Raw genomic sequence first — 21,492 nt, 5'->3', positions numbered from 1 at the left:
AATATGACATATGCCGGAGGTAATTCTAATGAAACACGTTAATGAAATCGTTCCTTATAATAGATTTTGGGGAAATTGTATAACAAATATGTTTATGTCAATTCTTACGAATAAGTATCCAAGCTATGAGCCCCTTATTTACATGAACGGCTATGAATATCATTTTTGTCCCTTTCGTCTTGACTATACCCAGGATTATTATGATTACTTCAGAAATAATATTTTTGTTTTCAATAATTATAATTTCAAGGACAGAAGCAATTTTCTCGCAGAGCTCAAGGATATAATAATTAATAATCCTTATATTACATTATACATTGACCTGTTTTATTGGAATAACGAAGGTGCATATTATAACAGAATTCACTCAAACCATTTTTCTTTTCTTATTGGCTTTGATGAAGAGGAAGATGTATTCTATACTCTTGAAGATGATATCAGCCTTAACTATAAAATAATTAAAATCCCTGCTCAGAATGTTGTTCGGTCTTTTTATTCAGAGTTTAAGGAAGACCGCGAGGACTATAGAATTATTACATTCAAGAATAGCAGTCTGGAGCCTTACAAGCTGGATTTTGAACAAATAAAAGAAAATGCTCAAAAGCTGGTGCTCAGATTGGACAGGTTTATTGAAAGAAAGCATGCCCTGGATGCGGAATTTCCTCTTACTGAGCTTTCAAACGTACACCATTATACATATGAGTTCGGAAAAATATCCAATAGGATGAAGGGAAATAAGCTCTTCTTTGAAAAATTAAGAGACGAAGGAATTATCAGTAAAGAGGCAGCCGATGACTTTGTCTCATGCTCGGAGGATATGAGTAAAAAATGGATGCTGGTTAAAAACATATTCTTCAATTACTGCCTACGCAAAAAATTCTCAGAAATTTATAAGGTAGAAAAACGAATTAATGAGCTTTTTATTAAAGAAAAGGAAATGTGGCTGAAACTAACAGGCTCAATTTCATAAGCTTAAAAGAAATTATATGATGTAAGCTATAACTGAAAAAAATATTTCTAAACTGTAACCACTTTTTATTTTTTACTGATATATAATTATTTTATAGAAGTCAATTACTATCGGCTAAATAAACGATATATCGTCGCGAAGGCTTAAACCATAATTGACTTTAGTAACTAAGGAGGAAACATCCTATGATGAAAAAAGTTGTTGCAATTTTATTATTATCAGTCATGATTTTATCAAGCTTCAGTATTTATACCGGAGCTGAGGGAGAAGCTCTCCTGCCTGCATCAGTAATAACCGCAGACGGAGAAAAATGGGGATATATCAATCATAGCGGCAAATTTGCAATCTCCCCCGCATATAATTTCGCCGCGGAGTTTAATGATAAAGGCATAGCAATTGTAAGAAGCAGCGGCAAAGAAAGCTACGAATATGGTGATGTGTGCTTTATCAATAAAACAGGTAAGGTTACGGCAGGACCATTTACAGCATATATCCCGGAATACAAAAATGGAATGGCTATAGTAGTAACCGATAAAAAATCCTCGGTGATAGTCGACGAGGCCGGTAAAATTGTTTTACAAAGCAAATACGAGCTTGGGCAATACGGAGAAAATCTGGTAAGCTTTTTGGATTCGTCAAAAAAAAGCTATGGCTTTATGGATTTAAAGGGCAAAATAGTTATCCCGGCAAAATTTCTCAATGCTTGGGCATTCAGTAACGGAAAAGCAATCGTCGAGGTAAGCTCTGATAAATATTACGTTATAGATAAGACAGGAAAGGTTTTGGAAACACTGAAATATTACAATCCCTATGAGACTTCCGAAGGCCTTACCTCCTATTATGACAGTCAAAGCAGCAGCTTTGGGTATAAGCTCCTGAACGGTACTGTTGCAATAAAACCAGTATTCAAATCAGCTCTTGCTTTTAAAAACGGATATGCTGTGGCCAGCACTCCATCAGGAGAATATGATCAGCGTTTCGGAATAATAAACAAAAAGGGTGAATTTGTTGTAAAACCCGAATATTCCTCAATTACCTATTTGGGTCAGGATTTATATGCTGTCACCAAAAACTTTGACCTGTTCAGTACCTATGCTGCACCTAAAGCAATAATGAATATTAAAGGCGAAGTACTTACTGACTATAAATATTACAGTATCTCTGATTTTGAAGGCGGATACGCATCCGTGTGTGATAATAGCACTACTTCCCTTATTGACTGCAACGGCAATATTGCAGACAACCTTCCCACGCTGAAGGGTATCGGACAAATGAGCCTTACAGGAGATATTATAAAGGCCGAGATTGATTCAGGACTATCCTATATGAATAAAAGCGGTGAAATCATATGGCAAAAGGACGAAACTATACCCCTCAACAATAATATAAGCTTGAAGAAGATAAAATACAGAAGAGATTACCTTACATATATCGAATATCCCCAGATAACAGGCATGGAGGACAGCATCGCTCAGGAGGCTGCCAATTCAAAGCTTAAAAAATTGTTTATCGGAGGCTATGAAGGAAGTCCCGTTGAAGTAAAAAGTAATACCGATGACAAGGCCGAATATTCGGAGGAATATTACGAAGAGGTATCAATTAGCTTTTCAGCAGAAAAAAATAAAGATTTGCTTATAATTGAAAAATCAGGATATCTTTATCCGATTGGTGCTGTTCACGGTATGCCTTCAAAGGATTACTTCTATATTGATACAAAAACCGGCATCTTCTATCAGCTAAAGGATTTGTTTAAAGCAGGCAGTAAGTATGCAGAAAAGCTTGAGTCTATAGTAAATAACCAATTTAACTTGAATCAAAGAGCCGGAAAGGTATCTGATATGAGTTACTATCTTGTAGACAAAGCAGAGGTTTCCAACGAACAGCCCTTTATAATCGGTAAGGATTCTCTGAGGGTGTATTATTTACCTTATGAAATTGCCAGCTATGCTGCCGGCTTTGTGGAGTTTGAGATTCCATACGGGCAATTGACTGATATCCTTGATACAAAAGGAGCCTTTTGGAATTCCTTTGATAAAAAAATACTAAGCACCAAGATCAATCTGCTTTCATATGACATTGATGACAATATTGTAAAGTCAATCGAAAATGTTATCGGAAGCTATGAAAAAAACATGATTGAAGCAATAAACAGCAACAATTTTTCAAAGGTCGAAGGCAGCTTGCTAAAAAGCAGCAATTTATACAATGCACAAAAAAAGCTGGTTCCCTATCTTTTTAAAAAGAACACTAAAGAAAAGCTGAATAAATATGAAATTTATGCTATTGATTATGATTATGACAACAATCAATACAGGGCCTATGTTTTTGAAGAGGTTGCTGTTAAGTATTCGGGTAAAAATTACGTTAATAACAAGTACAGCTGGTGCTATTCCATAAAAGCAGACAGCAGCGGTAATTATAAGCTCACAGACATTTGCAAATGGTAATCCCCTTTTAAATGCAATAATGTATTGTTGAATATCAATTGCCCATCTGCCGAAAACCGATAGCTGAGGTAATCGCTAATTAAATATAGTTAATTAAAAAAGGCTTCCGTTAAATTATTTATACCGGAGCCTTTTTTTTGTAACTCAGTCTGTCTTTTCGGTTTCTTTCCCAAATACTGCTCTGGAACTTTCCGCCTGTGGATTGTGCTTAATATTTTTCGATGCAAAAGCGCCATCTTCCTTTTTGCTTTTGGTTTTTCTATTTTCCTTATTTTTATCCATTATATTCACTCCATACCGTATTCTTTAAACACCGGCTCCCGCACGTATATTTTATCGTATGAGGCCTTAGAGCCATACAAGTCGTATTCTTTTTTAGTATGGATATTTGTGTGATATATTATTCAAAAAAGAAAACCAGCGACAATATTTGTGTTGTTCCTTTAAGCAGCTATTTTTGCTGTATAAAATCCATTATAATTATTGACAAGTAAATTAAAATATTTTAATATACAAATATATTATCTTATATTCTCATATAAGGGGGATGCCATTTTGAAGGATTTAAAAATATATCAGAAAAAAGCTGAAAAAATCAAGGCTTTGGCACATCCTCAAAGGCTGTGTATTGTTAACGGTTTAATTGAAGGCGGATGTAATGTAACCAAAATACAGGAGTGCCTTAATCTTCCTCAGTCCACTGTTTCACAGCATCTTGCCAAGCTTAAAGCCGCAGGTATAATAGAAGGAGAGCGTAACGGGCTTGAAATATGTTATAGGGTGGTAGATGAAGAGGTAATTAATATTGTAAAGCTTTTATTGAAAGATGCTGTCACTTAGAAGCCGGATTTTTGAGCATTATATTTCCTCTATCCGGTTTCTAAGTATACAAGCTATTTTTATAGCTATGCCTGCTCCTTCTTTTCTTTCTCAATCTTTCTCCAATGATAAGCAAACGTCGGTAAAGCAACTATTACGACAGCTACGGATTTCGCCACACTCTTTTTGCTGTCTGTCAGCTGATTCTGATAATTCATTTTCTGGTTTTGCTCATTTATTCTTTTTTCTTCCTCATATCTCCTTAGTTCTTCTTCAGTCATTGATGAGGTTTTGTCAGGAGAAACATTCTCATAATAGTAATTAGTAGGAAACAGTACATCTGTAATATTCTGCACCGTGAAAATTAATCCAATCAATATCATCATTAACGCAACAAAGCTTACAAGGTACAAATATACGTTTCTGAGCTTTGACAAGAAAAAATCATCTCCCTTCCTTGAATCAGAATCCATCCAGTCTTAATAAGCCGTAATCAGGTTTCTTTCATACGCCTCTCATATTCATTTAATTCTTCCTCTGATATTTTATCTACATATGCATTCAATAGAATTTCCTCTGCCGAACAGCTGGTTGTATAATACCAGTCCTTAACACTTCTTTCAATTTCAGCATCGGTACCCTCAGCTTTTTTGGGATATACCGCAATTACCTTTTTAGTGGTCTTATCCCTAAGACCCAATCTCGAAACACCGTTAAATTTATTCATACTAACCTCCACGCCCAATTTGGGCACAAAATTTGATAAAGACTCCGTTGAGGTACGAAGCTGCTTTATCTGTAAAAAGCCATTTTCGGCTTTTTACAGCTCGAAAATGCACTATGTCTGTACAAACTCTGTTTTCGAGCTTTTTAAGCTAACCTCCACGCCCAGTTTAGGCACAAAATTTGAATTTTACAGCCCAGACAGATAATATTATTCCCATAATTAAAATAAAAATTATGATAAATAGTATCTCTCAAAAGTACTCTTAAATCTGTCTTTTTATAAGGTATTGCTGCTATTGCAGCTTTTCCTTATTTTACTCGGGATTATTCAGCTTATCTCTGAATTCCTTAGGTGATAAGCCGGTATTTTTCTTAAATGCCAGTGAAAAATAATTGGTATCATGATACCCTATTTGCTCAGCTATCTCATATGTTCTCAGTCTGGAATCCGCCAGCAGCTGTTTAGCTTTTTCTATACGCTTACGGGTAATATATTCATTACAGCCTTCTCCCATTTCCTTTTTAAAAAGTCTGGAAAAATAGTTTCTGGCCACATGAAACTGCTCTGCTAATGTGAACACCGTCAAGTCCTCACTAAAATGCTGGCTTATATACTCCGTAGCCGCTTCTATTATTTCGTGCATCTGCTTTTTATTTGAATACATGAGCTTCATAATAAACATTTCCGTAAAAGCACTGCAGTTTTCCATATCGTTGCTTTGAAGGGTGGAGATAAGCGTTTCAAGCCTGCCGTCAGCCGAATTTCCGGTTGTTCTTAAATATTCCCAATAAAAAGCCGCAGCTAAATCATAAAACTTTTGCTCCGCATTGCTTTTGTTGCTTTCTGAAGCTCTAACCTCATCAATATAATCCTTTAGATATTTTTTTGTTTTTTCAGGATCGTTAACATGCTCAATCACCTTTTGCTTTAAATATGCCAATCTGTTATAATTACTGCTTTGATAAGACTCCTGAACAACTAAAGGAATATTATTGTCTTTTTCCAAGCTATATTGCCTACAGTTTTCTTTTGCCTGTTCATAAGAAAAGGTAATTTCTGACATACTGCAAACTACCGCACCTATTCCCACGTTTAATGCTACGTCAAACTCTACGTTAATAATTTCCTGAAGCTTTGCTATCTGCTCCCGTGTGTCTTCATATTTTGAGCAAACATAAAAAATTATTACAATGTCCCCATCCCGGTTTTGAAACGTCCATCCTGAATTCTTACTGTCTACCATATCAATTATAAAGCTTTTTATGGAAATCATCAACAGGTTTCCATGCTGGCTCCATACACTTTCAAAAGAAATTTCAGGCTTAACCAATGCAACCTGATAGTCACAATCCTCCTCTAAAGCCAGCTTTTCCGGTATGTTTATGCTTTCTATCTGATTAGCTGACTTTTCTGTCAGCTCTATCAGAGATTTTTCAATTTCACGCTGACTTTCAAGCATCTTTTTACGGCTGATAATATTTTCACTTAGCTGAGACTGCATTTCATTTTTTATATTTTCTATTTGTATTTTTATGCTTTCAGTCAGTTTATTTTCATCAACCGGCTTAAGTATAAAATCCTTTACTCCAAGAGAACAGCTTTTCTGTGCATACTTAAAATCATCATATCCGGTTAATACTATAACCTTCAGCCGTGGAAGCATTTCAAGCATAAGCCTTGTCAATTCCAGTCCGTCCATTTCGGGCATACAAATATCAGTAAGCATAATATCAGGCTTAGAAGCACAAGCGATTTCCAAAGCTTCCTTCCCGCATGAAGCTGTAAGGACTTCACTTATCTCTAATTTATTCCACCCAATTATTTTATGTAATCCATTTCTTATGATAATTTCATCATCAACAATTAAAACCTTAAACAAATATTCCACCAACCATTCAGTTATTTTTTCATATAGAGCCTTACATTTGCAGTTACTCCCCCATATTCATTGCTTTCATAAAAAATCCCGTAAGGCTCGCCGAAAAATAATTTAATCCTGCGATTAACATTCCTTACACCATAGCCTCCGGCACTTGACACATTATCCTCAAGAGTCCTGTTCAAATTGCTGATTTGGCTTTCAGACATACCTACACCGTTATCAATTGTTTTTACAATAAGCTCGTCTCCGTCCCGGACAGCGGTTATTTTTATAAACCCCTTAACCTGCTTTCCCTTTAATCCATGATAAATTGAATTTTCCACTAAAGGCTGCAGAGTCATTTTTGGTATTCTTACTTCATAAAATTCTTCCGGGATATCAATATAGCTTTCCATCTTATCCTTATACCGTATTTCCTGTATAGTCATATAATTCTCAACATGCTCTGCTTCACTTTTTAACGGAATAATATCCTCGCCTCCGCTCAAGCTTATACGGTAAAACCCTGCAAGCGCCTTCACCATCGTGGAGATATCATAATTTCCTCCTAAAAGGGCCTGCCAATGTATAGATTCCAGTGTGTTATAAAGGAAGTGAGGATTTATCTGGGCTTGAAGCGCCTTAAACTCAATTTCCTTCAGCTGTCTCTGTTCTTCATAAATTTTTCCCATTAAGATATTTATTTGCTCTACCATTATGTTAAAGCCCTCTGAAACCTGCTTAAAATCATATCCATAGGGTGAAAGCTCAATTCGTGTGGTAAAATCACCGTTTGAAACCATTGACATTCTGTAAATAAGCTCATCAAAGGGTCTTAATAATCGTTTACTGAATATAAAGGATATAAGTATCGCAGTCATTATGGTTAAAAGGACAATTATCAGAATTATAACAAGCAATACATTGTTATCTCTAAGTAAATAGCTTATAGGAAGTGTTCCTATTACATACCAGTCCCAATCCTCAAAATATTTAAATACAACAAGCTTCCCTCCTATTTCCATTGAACCGTCCTGCTTATTAAGTATGCTTTTAAGCTTCGCATCCGTCGATATCCTGCTTTTGTCAGTATGGGATACAATAGTTCCTTCACCGTTTATAATAAAGGTATCAAGGGGAAGGTTTGTATTCCTGTGCGCATAAAATCGTTCCAGAGTATCCTCCGTTACAGATAAGCATAACATGCCTATCGGGTTCTTAATTTTATACTTATCAAATATCGGCTGGTATATTGCAAAGGTGTATCTGCTGTTATTAACCGGATCCTGCCTGAAACTGGCCCTGATAGGGCTTCCGGTAATATTGCCGCTTGAAAGATATTTCTCAACATTTGAATAGTCAGCATTTCTCCCTGCTTTAGTGGGTCCCAAATAAAGCACCCTATTGTCCAAAACCTTATAAAGGTATATATACAATAAGCTCTCCTTAGCCTCAAAAACGTTTGACATGGTTTGATAAACGTCATCAACAATATTCGTAAACTCCGTCGTATTTTCATCAGGCTTTGTCAGATATTCCTGCAAATTTTTGTCAGTTACAATACTATCCGGAGTACCCTCAATCTGACTCAAATAATTTTGAAGATTTAATGTGTTCTGTTCAAGCTGCTGCATGGTTAAGTCTTTTGCCTGCTGCTTTATAGAACGGCTTGATACAATATATGAGCAGGCAAACACAATCAGGACAGTTATACAAATTGTTATAACAAGATAACAGGTAAGTTTAAATCTGAACGGAATATTTCTAATATTAGTAACAGCTGATTGGAGTCCCTTGGTCTTCATTCTAACCTCCACGCCACGCTTCCGGCACAAATAATAATAAAAGTCAATTACTATCGGCTAAATAAACGATATAATCGTCTGATAGTTTGGGCTTGAGGCTGAAGCCTCCCAAATTAAAAAAATTTCAAACTGTGTTCAAAATTAGCTTAAAAGCTTAATTCACCTGAAAAGACGATATAACTTCATTTATTTTGTATAGTATTGCTCTGCAATTTTCTCCATGGAATCGGCTGCAGCCTTGGGATCTTTTCCTCCGAAAATCTGTCTGGTAAGAGATAAATGAGCATCTGACAGCTTTAGAGGAAGATATTGATCATACCAAAACTGCACATTAGGAGATTCATTTATGTAATCTAATATCTTATTTGTAAGAGGATCTGTTATTTTAGGATTTTTAACAGGAGGAATCTTGCCTGCAGCTATTCTTTTATTTACAGCGGTGTCATCAATTAAATATTTTATCAGCTGAAAAGCTTCATCTTTGTACTTGCAAGTACTTGATACAGCATAATAGTTATCCCCTAAAGTTCCAATGGTATTTTTAGAATCACCCTTGCCTTCCTTAACAGACGGAAAAGGAAAAACTCCTACCTTGTTGACAAAACCGGGCTGCTCATATCGTAAGGTGCTTAAAAACCAGCTCCCTGCCAGCATCATACCGGCAGAACCATTATACATAAGATCCCTTGCCTCTCCGGCATCCTCGTCTGTCCAGTTAAACCCTTCCGGAAAAGCTCCCATGTCAACTAATTGCTGTATCATTTCACCCGCTCTAACAAAAACCTCATCCCTGAAGGAGCCTCCGTTTTTCCTGTTTGCCGCATTATCAAAAACTGAAGGTCCGCCCATTCTGTCAACAAAATACATATAGAACATGGAACCTGTCCACGCTGTCCTGTTTGCCAATGCAAACGGTATATAGCCATTTTTTCTCAGAATTCTGATATCCTCCAGAAGCTGTTCATATGTTTCAGGCGGAAGCATATCCAGCTCTGCAAAAATATCCTTATTATAAAAAATAAGTGCAATAGCCATATTCTCTACCGGTACAGCCCATATACCATCCTTGTCCGTAACCATCCCCAGTGCCTTCTCATTGAATCTTTCGCTGTAATCATCCTGCTTCATATATTTTTCAAGATTCACAATTTCACCGATGCTGATATATTCATTTAAGGTTGCTCCTGACCATGTCGGGAAAACATCCGGCATTTGATTAGTTGCCACACATACTGACAATCTGTTTTTATACAGGTCATTGGGAATAATTTCCTGAACCACCTCAAAATCTATATTGTCCTGCTGAAAACGCATTACTGAATCGGCAATTACTTTATTAACAGCCGAGTCACCTTGAATGGTATAAATAGTTATTTGCTTTTTCTTACTCTTTTGTACACCCAAATCCTGCGTATTAAAGAAACATCCAGTACAAAACACTACCAGCAAAAATAAGGCAAGTGCTTTAAGCGCTTTTTGCATGCTAACCCCCCACACCGAGTAACGGCATAATAAATAATTGACTTTTCTCCGGTATTTAACTAATCAAGGAGGTAAGCATTTTTGCAGAATTCAACTTCTTTAATGCCATCCTCTCAATATCCGTGGATTCTATAAACGAGTTCCAAGATTCAGGCAGCCTGTCCGCCATAAATCCAAGAACCCGTTATCCCAAGTCCGGCAATTATTTTCAAGTGTGAAGCCCTATGAGAGAATAAGCGCACAGACATAGGATAAATATGTTATATTATATATATTATATACTATGTCTGAATTTCTTTCCATTTAATATTTTTATGTGCTTAATTTTATATCGGAGACAGTATGTTATCCCTTTACCGCACCTGCCATCATTCCTTTTATGAGCTTATCCTGCCCTATCGCAAATGCGGCAATCATCGGTATTGCACAGAAGGTCAAAACAGCCATAATTAGTGGTATATTGGCTGTATACTGTCCTTGATATTCCCAAATAGAAAGCGGCAGGGTCCTGCTCTCCGGCGACTGTGTAAGTACAAGTGCAAAGCTGAATTCATTCCACATGTTGACACTGTTGTAAATAGCCAATGTAGCCAAACCAGGCTTTGAGAGAGGAAGTATGACATTGAAAAAAGTCCTGAACTTTCCGCAGCCGTCAATCTCTGCTGATTCCTCAAGCTCCTTCGGTATTTCAGCCATGAAGCTGGTAAGTATAAAAACAGAAATCGGAAGATTAAACGCAGTATATGGACCAACCAATCCGAATATACTGTCATAAAGGCCTATCTTCTGTGTCAATTCAAATACAGGCAGCAAGGTTACATGTATAGGTACAGCCATAGCCGCAACTACTACCGCGAACAATGGAGTGTTCAGCTTAAACCTGAACCGGGAAAAGGGATAAGATGCAAATGAAGCCGTCAGCAATATCAGCACAAGCGAAATTGAAACTACAACTATGCTGTTTAAAAGATAATGAGGGAAATTGCTTTCTATAACTTCCTTAAAATTATCTATGTATAAGCCCTTGGGCATAGAAAACACTCCTGCCGTAAGAAGCTCAAACTGTTCCTTGAAGGCTGATGCAACCATAAAATAAAAAGGTCCGCCCGTTACAAGAAACCATATCAAGGCAAGGATTCCGGCTATAATCTTTCCGATAGTAATTCTCTTTTTCTTCATCTCCCTAAGCCTCCTCTTTCCCGTTGATAGCCTTAAGAGTAACCAAGGCGATAGTCGTAATAACAACAAACATTGCAAAGGCTATAGTTGACCCATACCCCATTTTCATTGTCTGAAAGGCGTTCTTATACATATAAGTGGCCATCAATTCTGTTGCTCCGTTTGGTCCTCCCTGTGTCATGACATAAATCAAGTCAAAGTATTTCAACGAACCAACAAGTGATAATACCACCGCACTTTTTATGGTCCCCTTCATAGAAGGAAGTGCGATTTTCCAAAAATATTGACCGCGAGTAGCTCCGTCAATGATGGCAGCCTCATATAGCTCAACCGGTATTGAACTTAATCCTGCAAGGAAATATACCATATAGAACGGTATGAATTGCCAGCATATAACTGCGATTACCGCATATATTGCATATGTGGTATTGCCCAGCAAGTCAATCATTCCTTCTCCGCCGAGCATAGTGTCAATAGCGCTTATAATTCCGAACTGAGGATCATAAGCATATCTGAATAGAAAGCCTACGGCAACGGAAGACATAAGCATAGGTAAAAAATATACCATCTTGAGAATATTCAGCCTTTTGCCACCTGTGTCCAAAAGAAATGCAATAGCCATAGCAATCGGCAGCTGAACAATTATTGAAAGTATTACAATAATTATATTATTGAAAAATGCCTTGTAAAAAACATTATCAGTAATCAATACCTTCCAGTTTTCTAATCCAATAAAGTTTCTATCAGAGCTGATACCATTCCATTGATGAAGGCTTAACCAAAATGAATCAGCTATAGGATATATGATAAAAACTGTAATAAAAAAGAATACCGGAATCAGAAACACAGTTGCTACGATTGCAGTACTTCTTTTTTTATTATTTGCCAGTGAGCGTGTAGCGTTCATTTTTATTTTTCCTTCCTATATCGTATTTTTTAAAATATTAATAATTATTTATTGGCTGTGATTTATTGATTCTAATGCATTGCTGCTCTAAATACAAAAGGCTGTTATCCACAAGCCATACCACAGCTTCTTATGTTAGATTAAAAGCATAACTCGCCTAAAAAGACGATATCTTCGTGAAGGCTTGAACCTTAATTGCCTTTAGTCAGCTATAAAAAAAAGGGTACGACATTGGATAAAATAATTGATTGGATGCTTATGATGCGCGCATAAGCACCCAACCAATTATATGGAGGTAATCATTTTTATTTAGCTAAAGTCAATTACTATGTAATAAGCTCTGTTCTGTCCAGTATAGTCCTAATCGTAATTGACTTTGTGATTTTTTATTTCTGCTTTGCTGCAAGTGCTTCCATTTCCTTATTAACCTGTTCAGGTGTTTTCTCCAATCCGAATAAGGCTTGTGAAGTATCCTTGTGAAGCTGAGCCAATTCAGGCGACAAATACTGGTCGTACCATAATTGAACTGTAGGAGCCTTTTCAACCGCAGTCAGCACTTCCTGCAAGCGTGAATCACTAACTGTTACACCCTTTATAGGCGGTATTCTTCCTGCTTCGATACGCTTCTTAGCAGCAGTATCATCAATCAAATAAGTGATTGCTTTAAATGCTGCTGCAGCATCCTTTGAATTCTTTGCTACTGAATAGAAGTTATCTCCAACAGTACCAAGACATGCATTAGGATCTCCCTTTCCGCCTTCTACCGCTGGGAATGAGAATGAGCCAACCTTTTCCAAGAATTCCTTGTTTTCGCCGCCGACTGTTGAAAGGAACCATGAACCCATAAGCGTCATAGCTGCTTTCCCTGAATATAAGAGCGTACGTGACTGTCCTGAATCTTCATCAGTTCCGTTAAAGCCCTTATTAAAGTAATCCTTCTTCACCCATTCCTGCAACTTGGTTCCTGCCTGTGTAAATGCTTCATTTTCAAATGAGCCTGTACGGTTAGCCGCATTTGTAAATGCGCTGGCTCCGCCGTAACGATCCACCAGATAGCAGTACCACATTGAACCTGTCCATTGCGTCTTATTAGCAAGTGAGAATGGAATTATACCATTTGATTTTAAAGTATCGCAGATTTTCTCCAGCTCAGAAATTGTCTTCGGAACCTGAAGATTATATTTTGCAAAAAGCTCCTTATTATAGAACATCATGGCTACTGAAGTATTCTCTACCGGCACAGCCCATAATTTGTCTTTATAAGTAACCTGACTGAGGGCGGCATCCATGAAACGGCTCTTGTAGTCATTTTCATTCATATAAGAGGTTAAATCTGCTAATTTGTCAGAATCAACATACTGATTCATTGGCCCACCTGTCCAGTGAGGGAAAATATCCGGCGTTGAATTTGAACTCATCGCAATTTGCAGCTTAGTCTTGAAAGCATCATTCTGCATTGGAGTCACAACAACCTTGTAATTTTGGTTATCTTCCGAGAAACGCTTCATGCTGTCCTCAATGATAGCGGGCATAGGGTCCGTAGTCTGAATATGCCACATATTCAAAGTAACCTTATCTCCTGCCGATGTCTGCGCTGAATTGCCTGATGCAGTTGATTGTGATGGCTCAGTAGTTTTCTCGCTGCCACAACCCGCAATTGAAACAGTTAACGCAGCAGCTAAAGCCGCAGCAAGTGACTTCTTTAAAACTTTATTCATTTTCCTGCCTCCTTTTATATTTGTTTTTAGAATATCATATGTTTTTTTTGATTTATATTTATAAAACTTACAATTACATATAATTTTGTAACTTTTTTAAAGAAAAATTAATATAAAAACATATGATAAATAACCCTATCTTTCTAATAATAAGCTCGAGCCAACGCTTAATTCTCTTTAAAGGCGAAGGCTAATACTTACATTGCATAGGGAGTATGCCAGTATATCATATTTTTATTTAGAATTTTTTATGATTGTTTTAGAAAATATTTTTTAAGCCTTGAAAATACCACCTTAAGCAGATGTATTTCCAAGGCTTTATTTATCAGAATTTGCTTTTAGAGACGGGACTTAAAATCCTCATAACCGAAGCTCTTAATAATTCTTATACCCTTTTCTTCATTATATAATGCGATTGCCGGTAGCTTTATACCATTAAAGGTGTTGTTCTTTACCATTGTATAATGAGCCATATCACAGAAAATCAGCCTGTCTCCCGGTTTGAGAGGCTGTCTGAACGAATAGTCTCCTATGACATCCCCCGCCAGACAGGTGTGACTTCCGAGTCTGTAAGTATATTCGTTTTCTCCGGGTTTGCCGGCATCTATTATATTCGGCCTGTACGGCATCTCCAATACATCCGGCATGTGGCATGCGGCGGATGCATCCAGAATTGCAATTTTCATGCCGTTTTCAACTATATCCAGAACCTTAGCGGCAAGAAAGCCTGTATTGAGAGCAACAGCCTCACCGGGCTCCAAATAAACCCTCACGCCGTATTTATCCTGAAAATATGAAATTGAGCGAACTAAGGTCTCAATATCGTAATCAGGCCTTGTAATATGATGTCCTCCGCCGAAATTGAGCCATTTCATATTTTTAATATACCCGCCGAATTTTTCGTCTACAATCTTTATAGTCCTTAAAAGAGTATCGGAATTCTGCTCACACATCGTATGAAAATGAAGCCCGTCAAGGCCGTCAAGCTCATCAGCCTTAAAATTCCTTAGTGTCACTCCCAATCTTGAATTATTATAGCAAGGGTCATACAAAGGAGTTTCAATTTCCGAGTACTCAGGATTTATGCGCAAACCGCATTCTATTTTTTTTGACCTCATGTTTTTAACTTTTGCTTTGTACTTTCTCCACTCATTAAAGGAGTTAAACACAATGTGATCACTGTATTTAAGAATTTCATCAAATTCCTCCTCTATATATGCAGGCGCATATATATGAACCTCACCGCCCATTTCCTCATATCCCAGTCTGGCCTCAAACAGAGAGCTTGAGGTTACGCCTCTGAGATATTTCCCAATCAGCGGGTAAACACTGTACATTGAAAATCCCTTCTGGGCAAGAAGGATACTGCAGCCTGTCCTATCCTGCACAGCTTTCAATCTTTCAAGGTTTTGCACAAGAAGTCTTTCGTCAACAATATAACATGGTGTCGGTAACCTGCTAAAATCTATTTTCAAAATTCAACCTCCGTAAGCAACATAATGACAATCCAACATTGTCTATATTGTAAATTAAACAGAGTTCCAAGACTGATAAGAATTTTTTCGCCTACCAGCTTAGAACTCCTTTAAAAATCAAAAAATTTCTAATCCAACAGTTCTGGCGAAAAGCTTTCCTTCCACGGAAGCCCGCATTTATTAAGAGCATCCATAAACGGATCCGGGTCAAACTCCTCAATATTATAAACACCAGGCTTATTCCATAGTCCCTTCAATATCATCATCGCACCAATCATGGCAGGGACACCCGTTGTGTAGGAAATAGCCTGTGAGCCTACCTCTGCATAGCATTCCTCATGAACGCATACATTATAAACATAATAGGTTTTGGGCTTCCCATCCTTTACACCCTGTATAATGCAGCCTATGTTTGTTTTTCCCTTTGTTCTGGGACCAAGGGAAGCCGGATCTGGAAGCACTGCCTTTAAAAATTGCAGAGGAATTATTTCCCGGCCCTCAAATTTGACAGGCTCAATTGAAGTCATACCCACATTTTCAAGCACTTTTAAATGAGTAATATATTTTTCTGAAAAGGTCATCCAGAACCTTATACGTTTAACACCCTTTATATTCAGTGCCAAGGACTCTATCTCTTCATGGTGCAGAAGATATATGTCCTTAGGTCCTATTTCCGGCAAATCGTAAACCTTTTTAAGCTCCAGCGGCTCAGTTTCAACCCAGTCGCCGTTTTCCCAATAGCTGCCCTTTGCAGTTATTTCCCGGATATTTATTTCAGGATTGAAATTTGTCGCAAAGGGATAGCCATGGTCGCCTGCATTGGCATCAACAATATCAATGTAATGAATTTCATCAAAATAATGCTTTTGTGCATATGCGCAAAAAACACTGGTTACGCCGGGATCGAATCCGCTCCCTAAAAGTGCTGTTATACCTGCCTTTTCAAATCTTTCCCTGTAAGCCCACTGCCACTTGTACTCAAATTTGGCCACATCGGGCGGCTCATAGTTGGCAGTATCAAGATAATGCACCCCTGTTTCAAGGCAAGCGTCCATAATTGTTAAATCCTGATACGGCAATGCAACATTAATGACTATATCCGGGCCGAATTTCTTAATCAGTCCAATAAGCATTTCCGTATTATCTGCATCAATCTGAGCAGTCTGAATTTTGGTTTTTCCCCCGTCCAGCTTTGCTTTTATAGCATCACACTTCGAAAGAGTTCTGCTTGCAATACAGATTTCTTCAAATACGTCCGGATTCTGACAGCATTTATGAATAACAACACTAGCGACGCCACCAGCGCCAATAATTAAAGCTTTTCCCATTTCCACATATCTCCTAATCCTATAACCGATTTTATGATACTAATTTGCACTTATAAGCCATAAAAAATTCTGTATTTAAATACAGTGCTTTTAATAAGTGCAGTCTTATATCCGACTTTTGCAACTAAACACACGCTAGTTTTCTGTAATGATTATACAAAAAGCTGTATTAAAAATCAACATATGATATTTTTTCATTACGGCAGCTTCCGGTATCAGGCATAAAAAAGAAGACCTGCCGTAAGAGTTTAACACCTACAAAACAAAGTCTTCAAACACATAATACTCTATCAAATAACATTATAACACTATTTTTACAATTTTATCAATAAAATTCAAAGAATTTCTTATATATGCCAATAACCTTTGGCACTTTACAGCATTTCCTATAATATTTAAGATAAATTACTATCCTCTGAAAATCTGCTGCCATCAGCCTATAGTTTGTGAACGGCTTCTTTCAATCCAGCCTTGCTCCCACCTTCTGAATTTATAAAAGTTTTCCTGACTTAAGGTTTCTATATCGCGCTGTGTTAATTTCTTTTTATATTCTATAGCTGCTTCTTCAGAAGCATACAGCTTATAGCACAGATATGCCGTATAAAAAGCATTTGCATTCCTGACCTGCAAAAGCATCTTATCAATGCAGCATTTTGCACTGTATGGATCGTCAGGCGAAAAATTTTTGTTCTTTGCCTGTATCAAAGCCAAGCTGGATAAATTGTGCAGACAGTCAATCTTCAGTGACTCTGCAAGTAATTCTATGACCTTTTCGTCGTTGCCGAAATTAATCTCCAGCTCAGCCTTCTTCATATATATATTTCCATCGTACGGACAATTTTTCAAGCCCTCATTCATAATCCATCTTGCACTGTTTTCCTCGCTTGTGTCTTTTCCCAGATTATTTTCTTTTATCTCAAGCTCGGCCCACTTTATATATATATTCCCCTGAGAAGGGCATCTTTTACTGCCTTCGTTATATATCCACCTTGCACTGTTTCTTTCATTTATGTCTCTTCCTGTATTTCCCTCTCCAATCTCCAATTCAGCCCACTTGATATATGTATTGCAGTTATCCGGTTCTCTTTTTATTCCTTCTTCCAAAAGCCACCTTGCAGTGTTTTTTTCATTGGCAGTCCGCCCTATATTGCCTTCATTTATCTCCAGCTCAGCCCATTTTATATGAACATTTCCATTTGAAGGACATTTCCGGCTTCCCTCCTTTAATATCCATCTTGCGCTGTACTCTTCATTTATATTCCTTCCTATATTTCCGCTGTTTATCTCCAGCTCGGCCCATTTTATATATATATTGCCGTCAGACGGACATTCCTCGCTTCCTTCCTTCAAAATCCATCTTGCACTGTTTTTTTCGCGTATGTCCCTGCCTATATTGCCCTCATTTATCTCCAGCTCGGCCCATTTTATATATACATTTCCATCAGACGGACACTTTTCGCAGCCTTCCTTCAGTATCCACCTTGCACTGTTTTCTTCCTCCATGCTCCTTCCTGCATTGCCTGCGGCACTCTCCAGCTCAGCCCACTTTATGTATATATTTCCGTCAAAAGGACATTTTCTGCTCCCCTCTTTTAAAATCCATCTTGCGCTGTATTTTCCTTCCGCACTTTGTCCTACATTACCGGCATTGGTCTCCTTGAGAGCCCACAGTCTCCATATATCGCCTCTTTTATATATTTCCGCAATATTCTCCGCAAGCTGCTGAGGGCTGATAGTATCATCTGTGTATATATCATTTAATATTTCTATCATCATAGGATACATATTTTTTATCAATTCTGCCGGAACTGTTTTTTCTCCCTTTAAGGGACATCTGATAAAGTCATACAGCAAATCGTCCAGCTCAAATTCCGAGCTGTCACCTCTTATCAGAAAGCCTGAAATTATATCAGATATAACAGGATGCCTCGTTCTCATTATATTTAAATGTGTTTTCTGCACTTCCTTGTGCAGCAAAGCACTTATTTCTTTCTTTTTTATTCCATAGGAGCTGTATAAAACCCTATACAATTCTGAAGTAAAGCCTAAATTTTTATTTATCCTTGCTTCCAGCTTTTCGACATAGCAAATAATGGCTAATACCTTTAATATATTTTCGCTTTGCTTTCTTATTTTCAGCAGCACATCCCTCACAATCTCTTCAAGGGGTCTGCCATATACCGCCATAAGCATTGCAGCCAATAAAAAGCCGTTATTATTTTCAGTAAATATTTTCCTGATTTCACTTTTTCCCTTGCCTGTGTTCATTTTGCCGGCTATTAGCTGTGAGAAGCTATCGGCCTCTTTCTCTGTCACATCAGATAATTCAATTATCTCTAGCTCCCTGTCTAGCTTTGCAGTTTCAGCCTTGACCCTTTCCACATTCCACTCATTTTCCCGGGCTGCAAAAATTATTCTGTAGCCCTTGCCGACCGCCTGAAGGGCAAACTTCTCAAATTCCGCATCACCGCTTGCATCGTCAATAGCAAGAACAACAGAATCTACGGTAGGCAAAAGCTCCAATTTGTTAAAGGTTCTTGTTATTTGCTCTGTATTCCAGTAAACAGTATAGCCCTTGTTATTCAGCTCCTTGCATATCTGCATCAAAATAGTGCTCTTTCCTTCTCCTCCGGCACCTAATATACCGATCAGCCTTTTGCCGCCGATTATTGAAACAACCCTTTCCGTTACTTCCCGCTTAACAGTGCAATTATTTGCAATAAGCCCCCATGTGCAGCTTTCTCCCTTTAGAAAGCCCTGAAGCTTTTCATCATCATACCTGCCGTGGTTTCTGAAAAAATCGTCATTAATTTCCTCCCATTTGTACACAGAAGGCTTCGTATGCGTATCCTCTCTATTGACAAGCTGAGGCATATCCCATCTTTTAGCCTGACATATGTCTCTTATAAGCTCAATATTCATTCCTGTAACCTGATTTAAATATACATCTCCCGCAGCATATGAATGAATGCCCGCCAGCACTGGCTGTCCATTATTGAGAAAAATCCCGGAACCCGATAAGCCTATCAGTTCCTCATTACGTTCTTCGCATTTCAGAACCTCTTCCACTTTATAAAGGAAACAGCTCTTACCTTTCTCTTCCATAACAAACCTTGCTTTATATTCCCGTCCTAATGTCAATGAAAACTCATCATTGCTGACTTTTTCCGGAAACCCTCTTAAAATGAGTTTTTCATCCTGTTTGATATTTCTGGCTGCTTTCAGCTTATAGTCAATATATTTAATTTGCTTTCGTTTGCATCTTAGAACTGCGACATCATTTTTAAGAGCTGTATTTCTATTATTTTTATGTTCATGGCAGTTATTTTGCTCATGAGGCTGAATATCGCACTCATCTATATTTAAGGTTTTTGTGTCTCCGGCTTCATCCCAGTATCTTATAATCAGCCTGCCGTGTCCATATACAACGTGAGCGGCAGTAAAAACATACATGTACTCTCCCTGTTCTTGGGGAGCCCATAAAATTCCGCTTCCTAAAATACTGTTTCTTTGGTCTTCTCCTGCCGGTGCCTCAATTCTGACCGCCAGAAGCCTTAACTTTTCCTCAATATCCATATATCCTTCCCCTCATCAGCGAATATAGCTTTCTTAGCTTCAACCTCTTTAATAATGAGTTTTTCTTTATCAATATATTCTTTTGCATCCTCTTCCGTAAAATAACCGATGCCCTCCCACCATGTATAATTGCAGTAAATTGTACACTTCTCCGTACTATGTACTATTCTTGCAATAGTATTCTTGTCTGCGGGCTGGTTTGCGGATATTATAAGGTTCCCGCAGGCCAGGCATTTTATTAACTCCTCGGGGTTGTTATGTGAGCTTCCGTGATGTGGCAGCTTAACCATATCCATATTAACACCCTTGAAGAGCTCCTCTTTACTCTTTATGATATCCTCTGCGTGAGCGTCTCCTAAAAAGGCAAGCCTTTTACCCTCATAACAAAATACAAAGGAAATTGATGCGGCATTTGTTAAGCTGTCATCACGGGTATATTTATCATTTTCGTAAAGCCAGTCCAAATCCTGATTATGTATACCTTCACTGTGAGGCTTTATACCTGCTGCTGCATCATCAAGCAAGGCGCCTACCCTGAGCACCGCATCAATTTCAGGAGTCAGCACCGTTAATTTTGCCCCGTTGATATCCCTTTTGCAGCCCTTGAACACCTCATTATTGACATTCATTTTCTTTTTTTTCATAATATCGCTCAGCTGCACCGCATTTTTCGGTGAATGTGGAGTTATACCCTCATAAGCGTTTACACCACTGCCATGAAACCAGACTTCCTTTATAATTTTACAGTCATTTTTGGCGATATATTTTTTAAAGCCTCCGATATGGTCGTCATCTATATGTGTCAGAACCAGCAAGTCCACTGCTTCATTTCTCTCCCTGACTGTTTCGATAATATCGGAAAACTCCTTCGCTTTTGCCGCTGTTCCCGAATCAATTATTATATTCCCTTTTGTTTCCTTGCCGAACCTGACCCAGATGCAATCTCCCTTGGCTGCCTTTCTTACTTGAAGCTCTATGCTCATACTCCTTATCCCTCTGTAATTTACAAATATACGGATTTTTATTTTCCGTCCCTTTTCTTAAATTGTCTTATTTTCCATTATATATGTAAATAGTATAATGCTCAACATTTTTCACACATTCATTAAGGCATTTTTAAAAAACTTATTATCAATGCTTGCTGCCAAATAAAGGGCATAATAATAGCTCCCCATAATCTGAGGAGCCTTTCTTATTT

At 37.8% G+C, this 21,492-nt stretch carries 16 protein-coding genes; 3 read left to right on the top strand and 13 right to left on the bottom strand.

The window, feature by feature from the left end:
* The first annotated feature begins 28 nt into the window (after nucleotides 1–28).
* Together LY28_RS08865 and LY28_RS08860 are read left to right on the top strand one after the other, a co-directional pair.
* The gene (locus LY28_RS08865) at nucleotides 29–970 is read left to right on the top strand and encodes a hypothetical protein (protein ID WP_110461827.1); all 942 of its coding nucleotides are present in this window, start codon (nucleotides 29–31) and stop codon (nucleotides 968–970) included.
* A 185-nt stretch (nucleotides 971–1,155) separates the two neighbouring features.
* On the top strand, nucleotides 1,156–3,417 hold the full coding sequence (locus LY28_RS08860) for a WG repeat-containing protein (protein ID WP_110461826.1): 2,262 nt from the start codon (nucleotides 1,156–1,158) through the stop codon (nucleotides 3,415–3,417).
* Between the two features lie 144 nt (nucleotides 3,418–3,561).
* Here LY28_RS08860 and LY28_RS19110 read toward each other — a convergent pair whose 3' ends face one another.
* Nucleotides 3,562–3,699 carry a CPC_1213 family protein gene (locus LY28_RS19110; protein WP_165835536.1) on the bottom strand — a complete coding sequence of 46 codons (138 nt, stop codon included), beginning with the start codon at nucleotides 3,697–3,699 and terminating at the stop codon, nucleotides 3,562–3,564.
* 273 nt (nucleotides 3,700–3,972) lie between these two features.
* On the opposite strand from LY28_RS19110, the gene LY28_RS08855 reads away from it, so the two are divergent.
* Nucleotides 3,973–4,257, top strand: coding sequence for an ArsR/SmtB family transcription factor (locus tag LY28_RS08855; RefSeq protein ID WP_110461825.1), 285 nt, complete (start codon nucleotides 3,973–3,975; stop codon nucleotides 4,255–4,257).
* Between the two features lie 65 nt (nucleotides 4,258–4,322).
* On the opposite strand, the gene LY28_RS08850 is transcribed toward LY28_RS08855, so the two are convergent.
* The 12 genes from LY28_RS08850 to LY28_RS08795 all read right to left on the bottom strand — a co-directional run bounded on the left by LY28_RS08850 (nucleotide 4,323) and on the right by LY28_RS08795 (nucleotide 21,277).
* Complete coding sequence (locus tag LY28_RS08850) at nucleotides 4,323–4,673, bottom strand: hypothetical protein (protein ID WP_133250185.1); 351 nt, start codon at nucleotides 4,671–4,673, stop codon at nucleotides 4,323–4,325.
* A gap of 56 nt (nucleotides 4,674–4,729) precedes the next feature.
* Entirely contained in the window at nucleotides 4,730–4,963 is a 234-nt protein-coding gene (locus LY28_RS08845) for a hypothetical protein (RefSeq protein WP_110461823.1), read from the bottom strand.
* Between the two features lie 313 nt (nucleotides 4,964–5,276).
* Nucleotides 5,277–6,851, bottom strand: a complete 1,575-nt coding sequence (locus tag LY28_RS08840; RefSeq protein ID WP_242981194.1) for a response regulator — start codon at nucleotides 6,849–6,851, stop codon at nucleotides 5,277–5,279.
* 11 nt (nucleotides 6,852–6,862) lie between these two features.
* Nucleotides 6,863–8,629: a sensor histidine kinase gene (locus tag LY28_RS08835; protein WP_110461821.1), complete on the bottom strand. Its 1,767-nt coding sequence runs from the start codon at nucleotides 8,627–8,629 to the stop codon at nucleotides 6,863–6,865.
* A gap of 186 nt (nucleotides 8,630–8,815) precedes the next feature.
* Entirely contained in the window at nucleotides 8,816–10,111 is a 1,296-nt protein-coding gene (locus tag LY28_RS08830) for an extracellular solute-binding protein (RefSeq protein ID WP_110461820.1), read from the bottom strand.
* A gap of 345 nt (nucleotides 10,112–10,456) precedes the next feature.
* Complete coding sequence (locus LY28_RS08825; RefSeq protein ID WP_110461819.1) at nucleotides 10,457–11,290, bottom strand: carbohydrate ABC transporter permease; 834 nt, start codon at nucleotides 11,288–11,290, stop codon at nucleotides 10,457–10,459.
* Nucleotides 11,291–11,294: 4 nt separating this feature from the next.
* Nucleotides 11,295–12,197 (bottom strand): carbohydrate ABC transporter permease, encoded by a 903-nt coding sequence (locus LY28_RS08820; RefSeq protein WP_110461818.1) that lies wholly within the window; start codon nucleotides 12,195–12,197, stop codon nucleotides 11,295–11,297.
* A gap of 386 nt (nucleotides 12,198–12,583) precedes the next feature.
* Nucleotides 12,584–13,915, bottom strand: coding sequence for an extracellular solute-binding protein (locus LY28_RS08815; protein ID WP_110461817.1), 1,332 nt, complete (start codon nucleotides 13,913–13,915; stop codon nucleotides 12,584–12,586).
* A 338-nt stretch (nucleotides 13,916–14,253) separates the two neighbouring features.
* Nucleotides 14,254–15,390 carry a carboxynorspermidine decarboxylase gene (gene nspC, locus LY28_RS08810; protein ID WP_110461816.1) on the bottom strand — a complete coding sequence of 379 codons (1,137 nt, stop codon included), beginning with the start codon at nucleotides 15,388–15,390 and terminating at the stop codon, nucleotides 14,254–14,256.
* Between the two features lie 128 nt (nucleotides 15,391–15,518).
* Entirely contained in the window at nucleotides 15,519–16,718 is a 1,200-nt protein-coding gene (locus LY28_RS08805; RefSeq protein ID WP_110461815.1) for a saccharopine dehydrogenase family protein, read from the bottom strand.
* Between the two features lie 432 nt (nucleotides 16,719–17,150).
* Complete coding sequence (locus LY28_RS08800; RefSeq protein ID WP_110461814.1) at nucleotides 17,151–20,294, bottom strand: P-loop NTPase; 3,144 nt, start codon at nucleotides 20,292–20,294, stop codon at nucleotides 17,151–17,153.
* Nucleotides 20,273–21,277 carry an MBL fold metallo-hydrolase gene (locus tag LY28_RS08795; protein WP_110461917.1) on the bottom strand — a complete coding sequence of 335 codons (1,005 nt, stop codon included), beginning with the start codon at nucleotides 21,275–21,277 and terminating at the stop codon, nucleotides 20,273–20,275. Before LY28_RS08795 ends, LY28_RS08800 begins: the two co-directional genes overlap by 22 nt.
* Between the last annotated feature and the right edge of the window lie 215 nt (nucleotides 21,278–21,492).

It is taken from the genome of Ruminiclostridium sufflavum DSM 19573, from assembly GCF_003208175.1.
In the GTDB taxonomy this organism is placed as follows: domain Bacteria; phylum Bacillota; class Clostridia; order Acetivibrionales; family DSM-1351; genus Ruminiclostridium; species Ruminiclostridium sufflavum.
The sequence above is the reverse complement of the archived record's forward strand: the minus strand, read 5'-3'. Positions and strand labels throughout refer to the sequence as shown.

Bases quoted from the DNA above. Each gene is read 5' to 3' on its own strand.
- LY28_RS08865 (WP_110461827.1), top strand. From the start codon at position 29: ATGAAACACGTTAATGAAATCGTTCCTTATAATAGATTTTGGGGAAAT.
- LY28_RS08860 (WP_110461826.1), top strand. From the start codon at position 1,156: ATGATGAAAAAAGTTGTTGCAATTTTATTATTATCAGTCATGATTTTA.
- LY28_RS19110 (WP_165835536.1), bottom strand. From the start codon at position 3,699: ATGGATAAAAATAAGGAAAATAGAAAAACCAAAAGCAAAAAGGAAGAT.
- LY28_RS08845 (WP_110461823.1), bottom strand. From the start codon at position 4,963: ATGAATAAATTTAACGGTGTTTCGAGATTGGGTCTTAGGGATAAGACC.
- LY28_RS08835 (WP_110461821.1), bottom strand. From the start codon at position 8,629: ATGAAGACCAAGGGACTCCAATCAGCTGTTACTAATATTAGAAATATT.
- LY28_RS08830 (WP_110461820.1), bottom strand. From the start codon at position 10,111: ATGCAAAAAGCGCTTAAAGCACTTGCCTTATTTTTGCTGGTAGTGTTT.
- LY28_RS08825 (WP_110461819.1), bottom strand. From the start codon at position 11,290: ATGAAGAAAAAGAGAATTACTATCGGAAAGATTATAGCCGGAATCCTT.
- LY28_RS08820 (WP_110461818.1), bottom strand. From the start codon at position 12,197: ATGAACGCTACACGCTCACTGGCAAATAATAAAAAAAGAAGTACTGCA.
- LY28_RS08815 (WP_110461817.1), bottom strand. From the start codon at position 13,915: ATGAATAAAGTTTTAAAGAAGTCACTTGCTGCGGCTTTAGCTGCTGCG.
- LY28_RS08805 (WP_110461815.1), bottom strand. From the start codon at position 16,718: ATGGGAAAAGCTTTAATTATTGGCGCTGGTGGCGTCGCTAGTGTTGTT.
- LY28_RS08800 (WP_110461814.1), bottom strand. From the start codon at position 20,294: ATGGATATTGAGGAAAAGTTAAGGCTTCTGGCGGTCAGAATTGAGGCA.
- LY28_RS08795 (WP_110461917.1), bottom strand. From the start codon at position 21,277: ATGAGCATAGAGCTTCAAGTAAGAAAGGCAGCCAAGGGAGATTGCATC.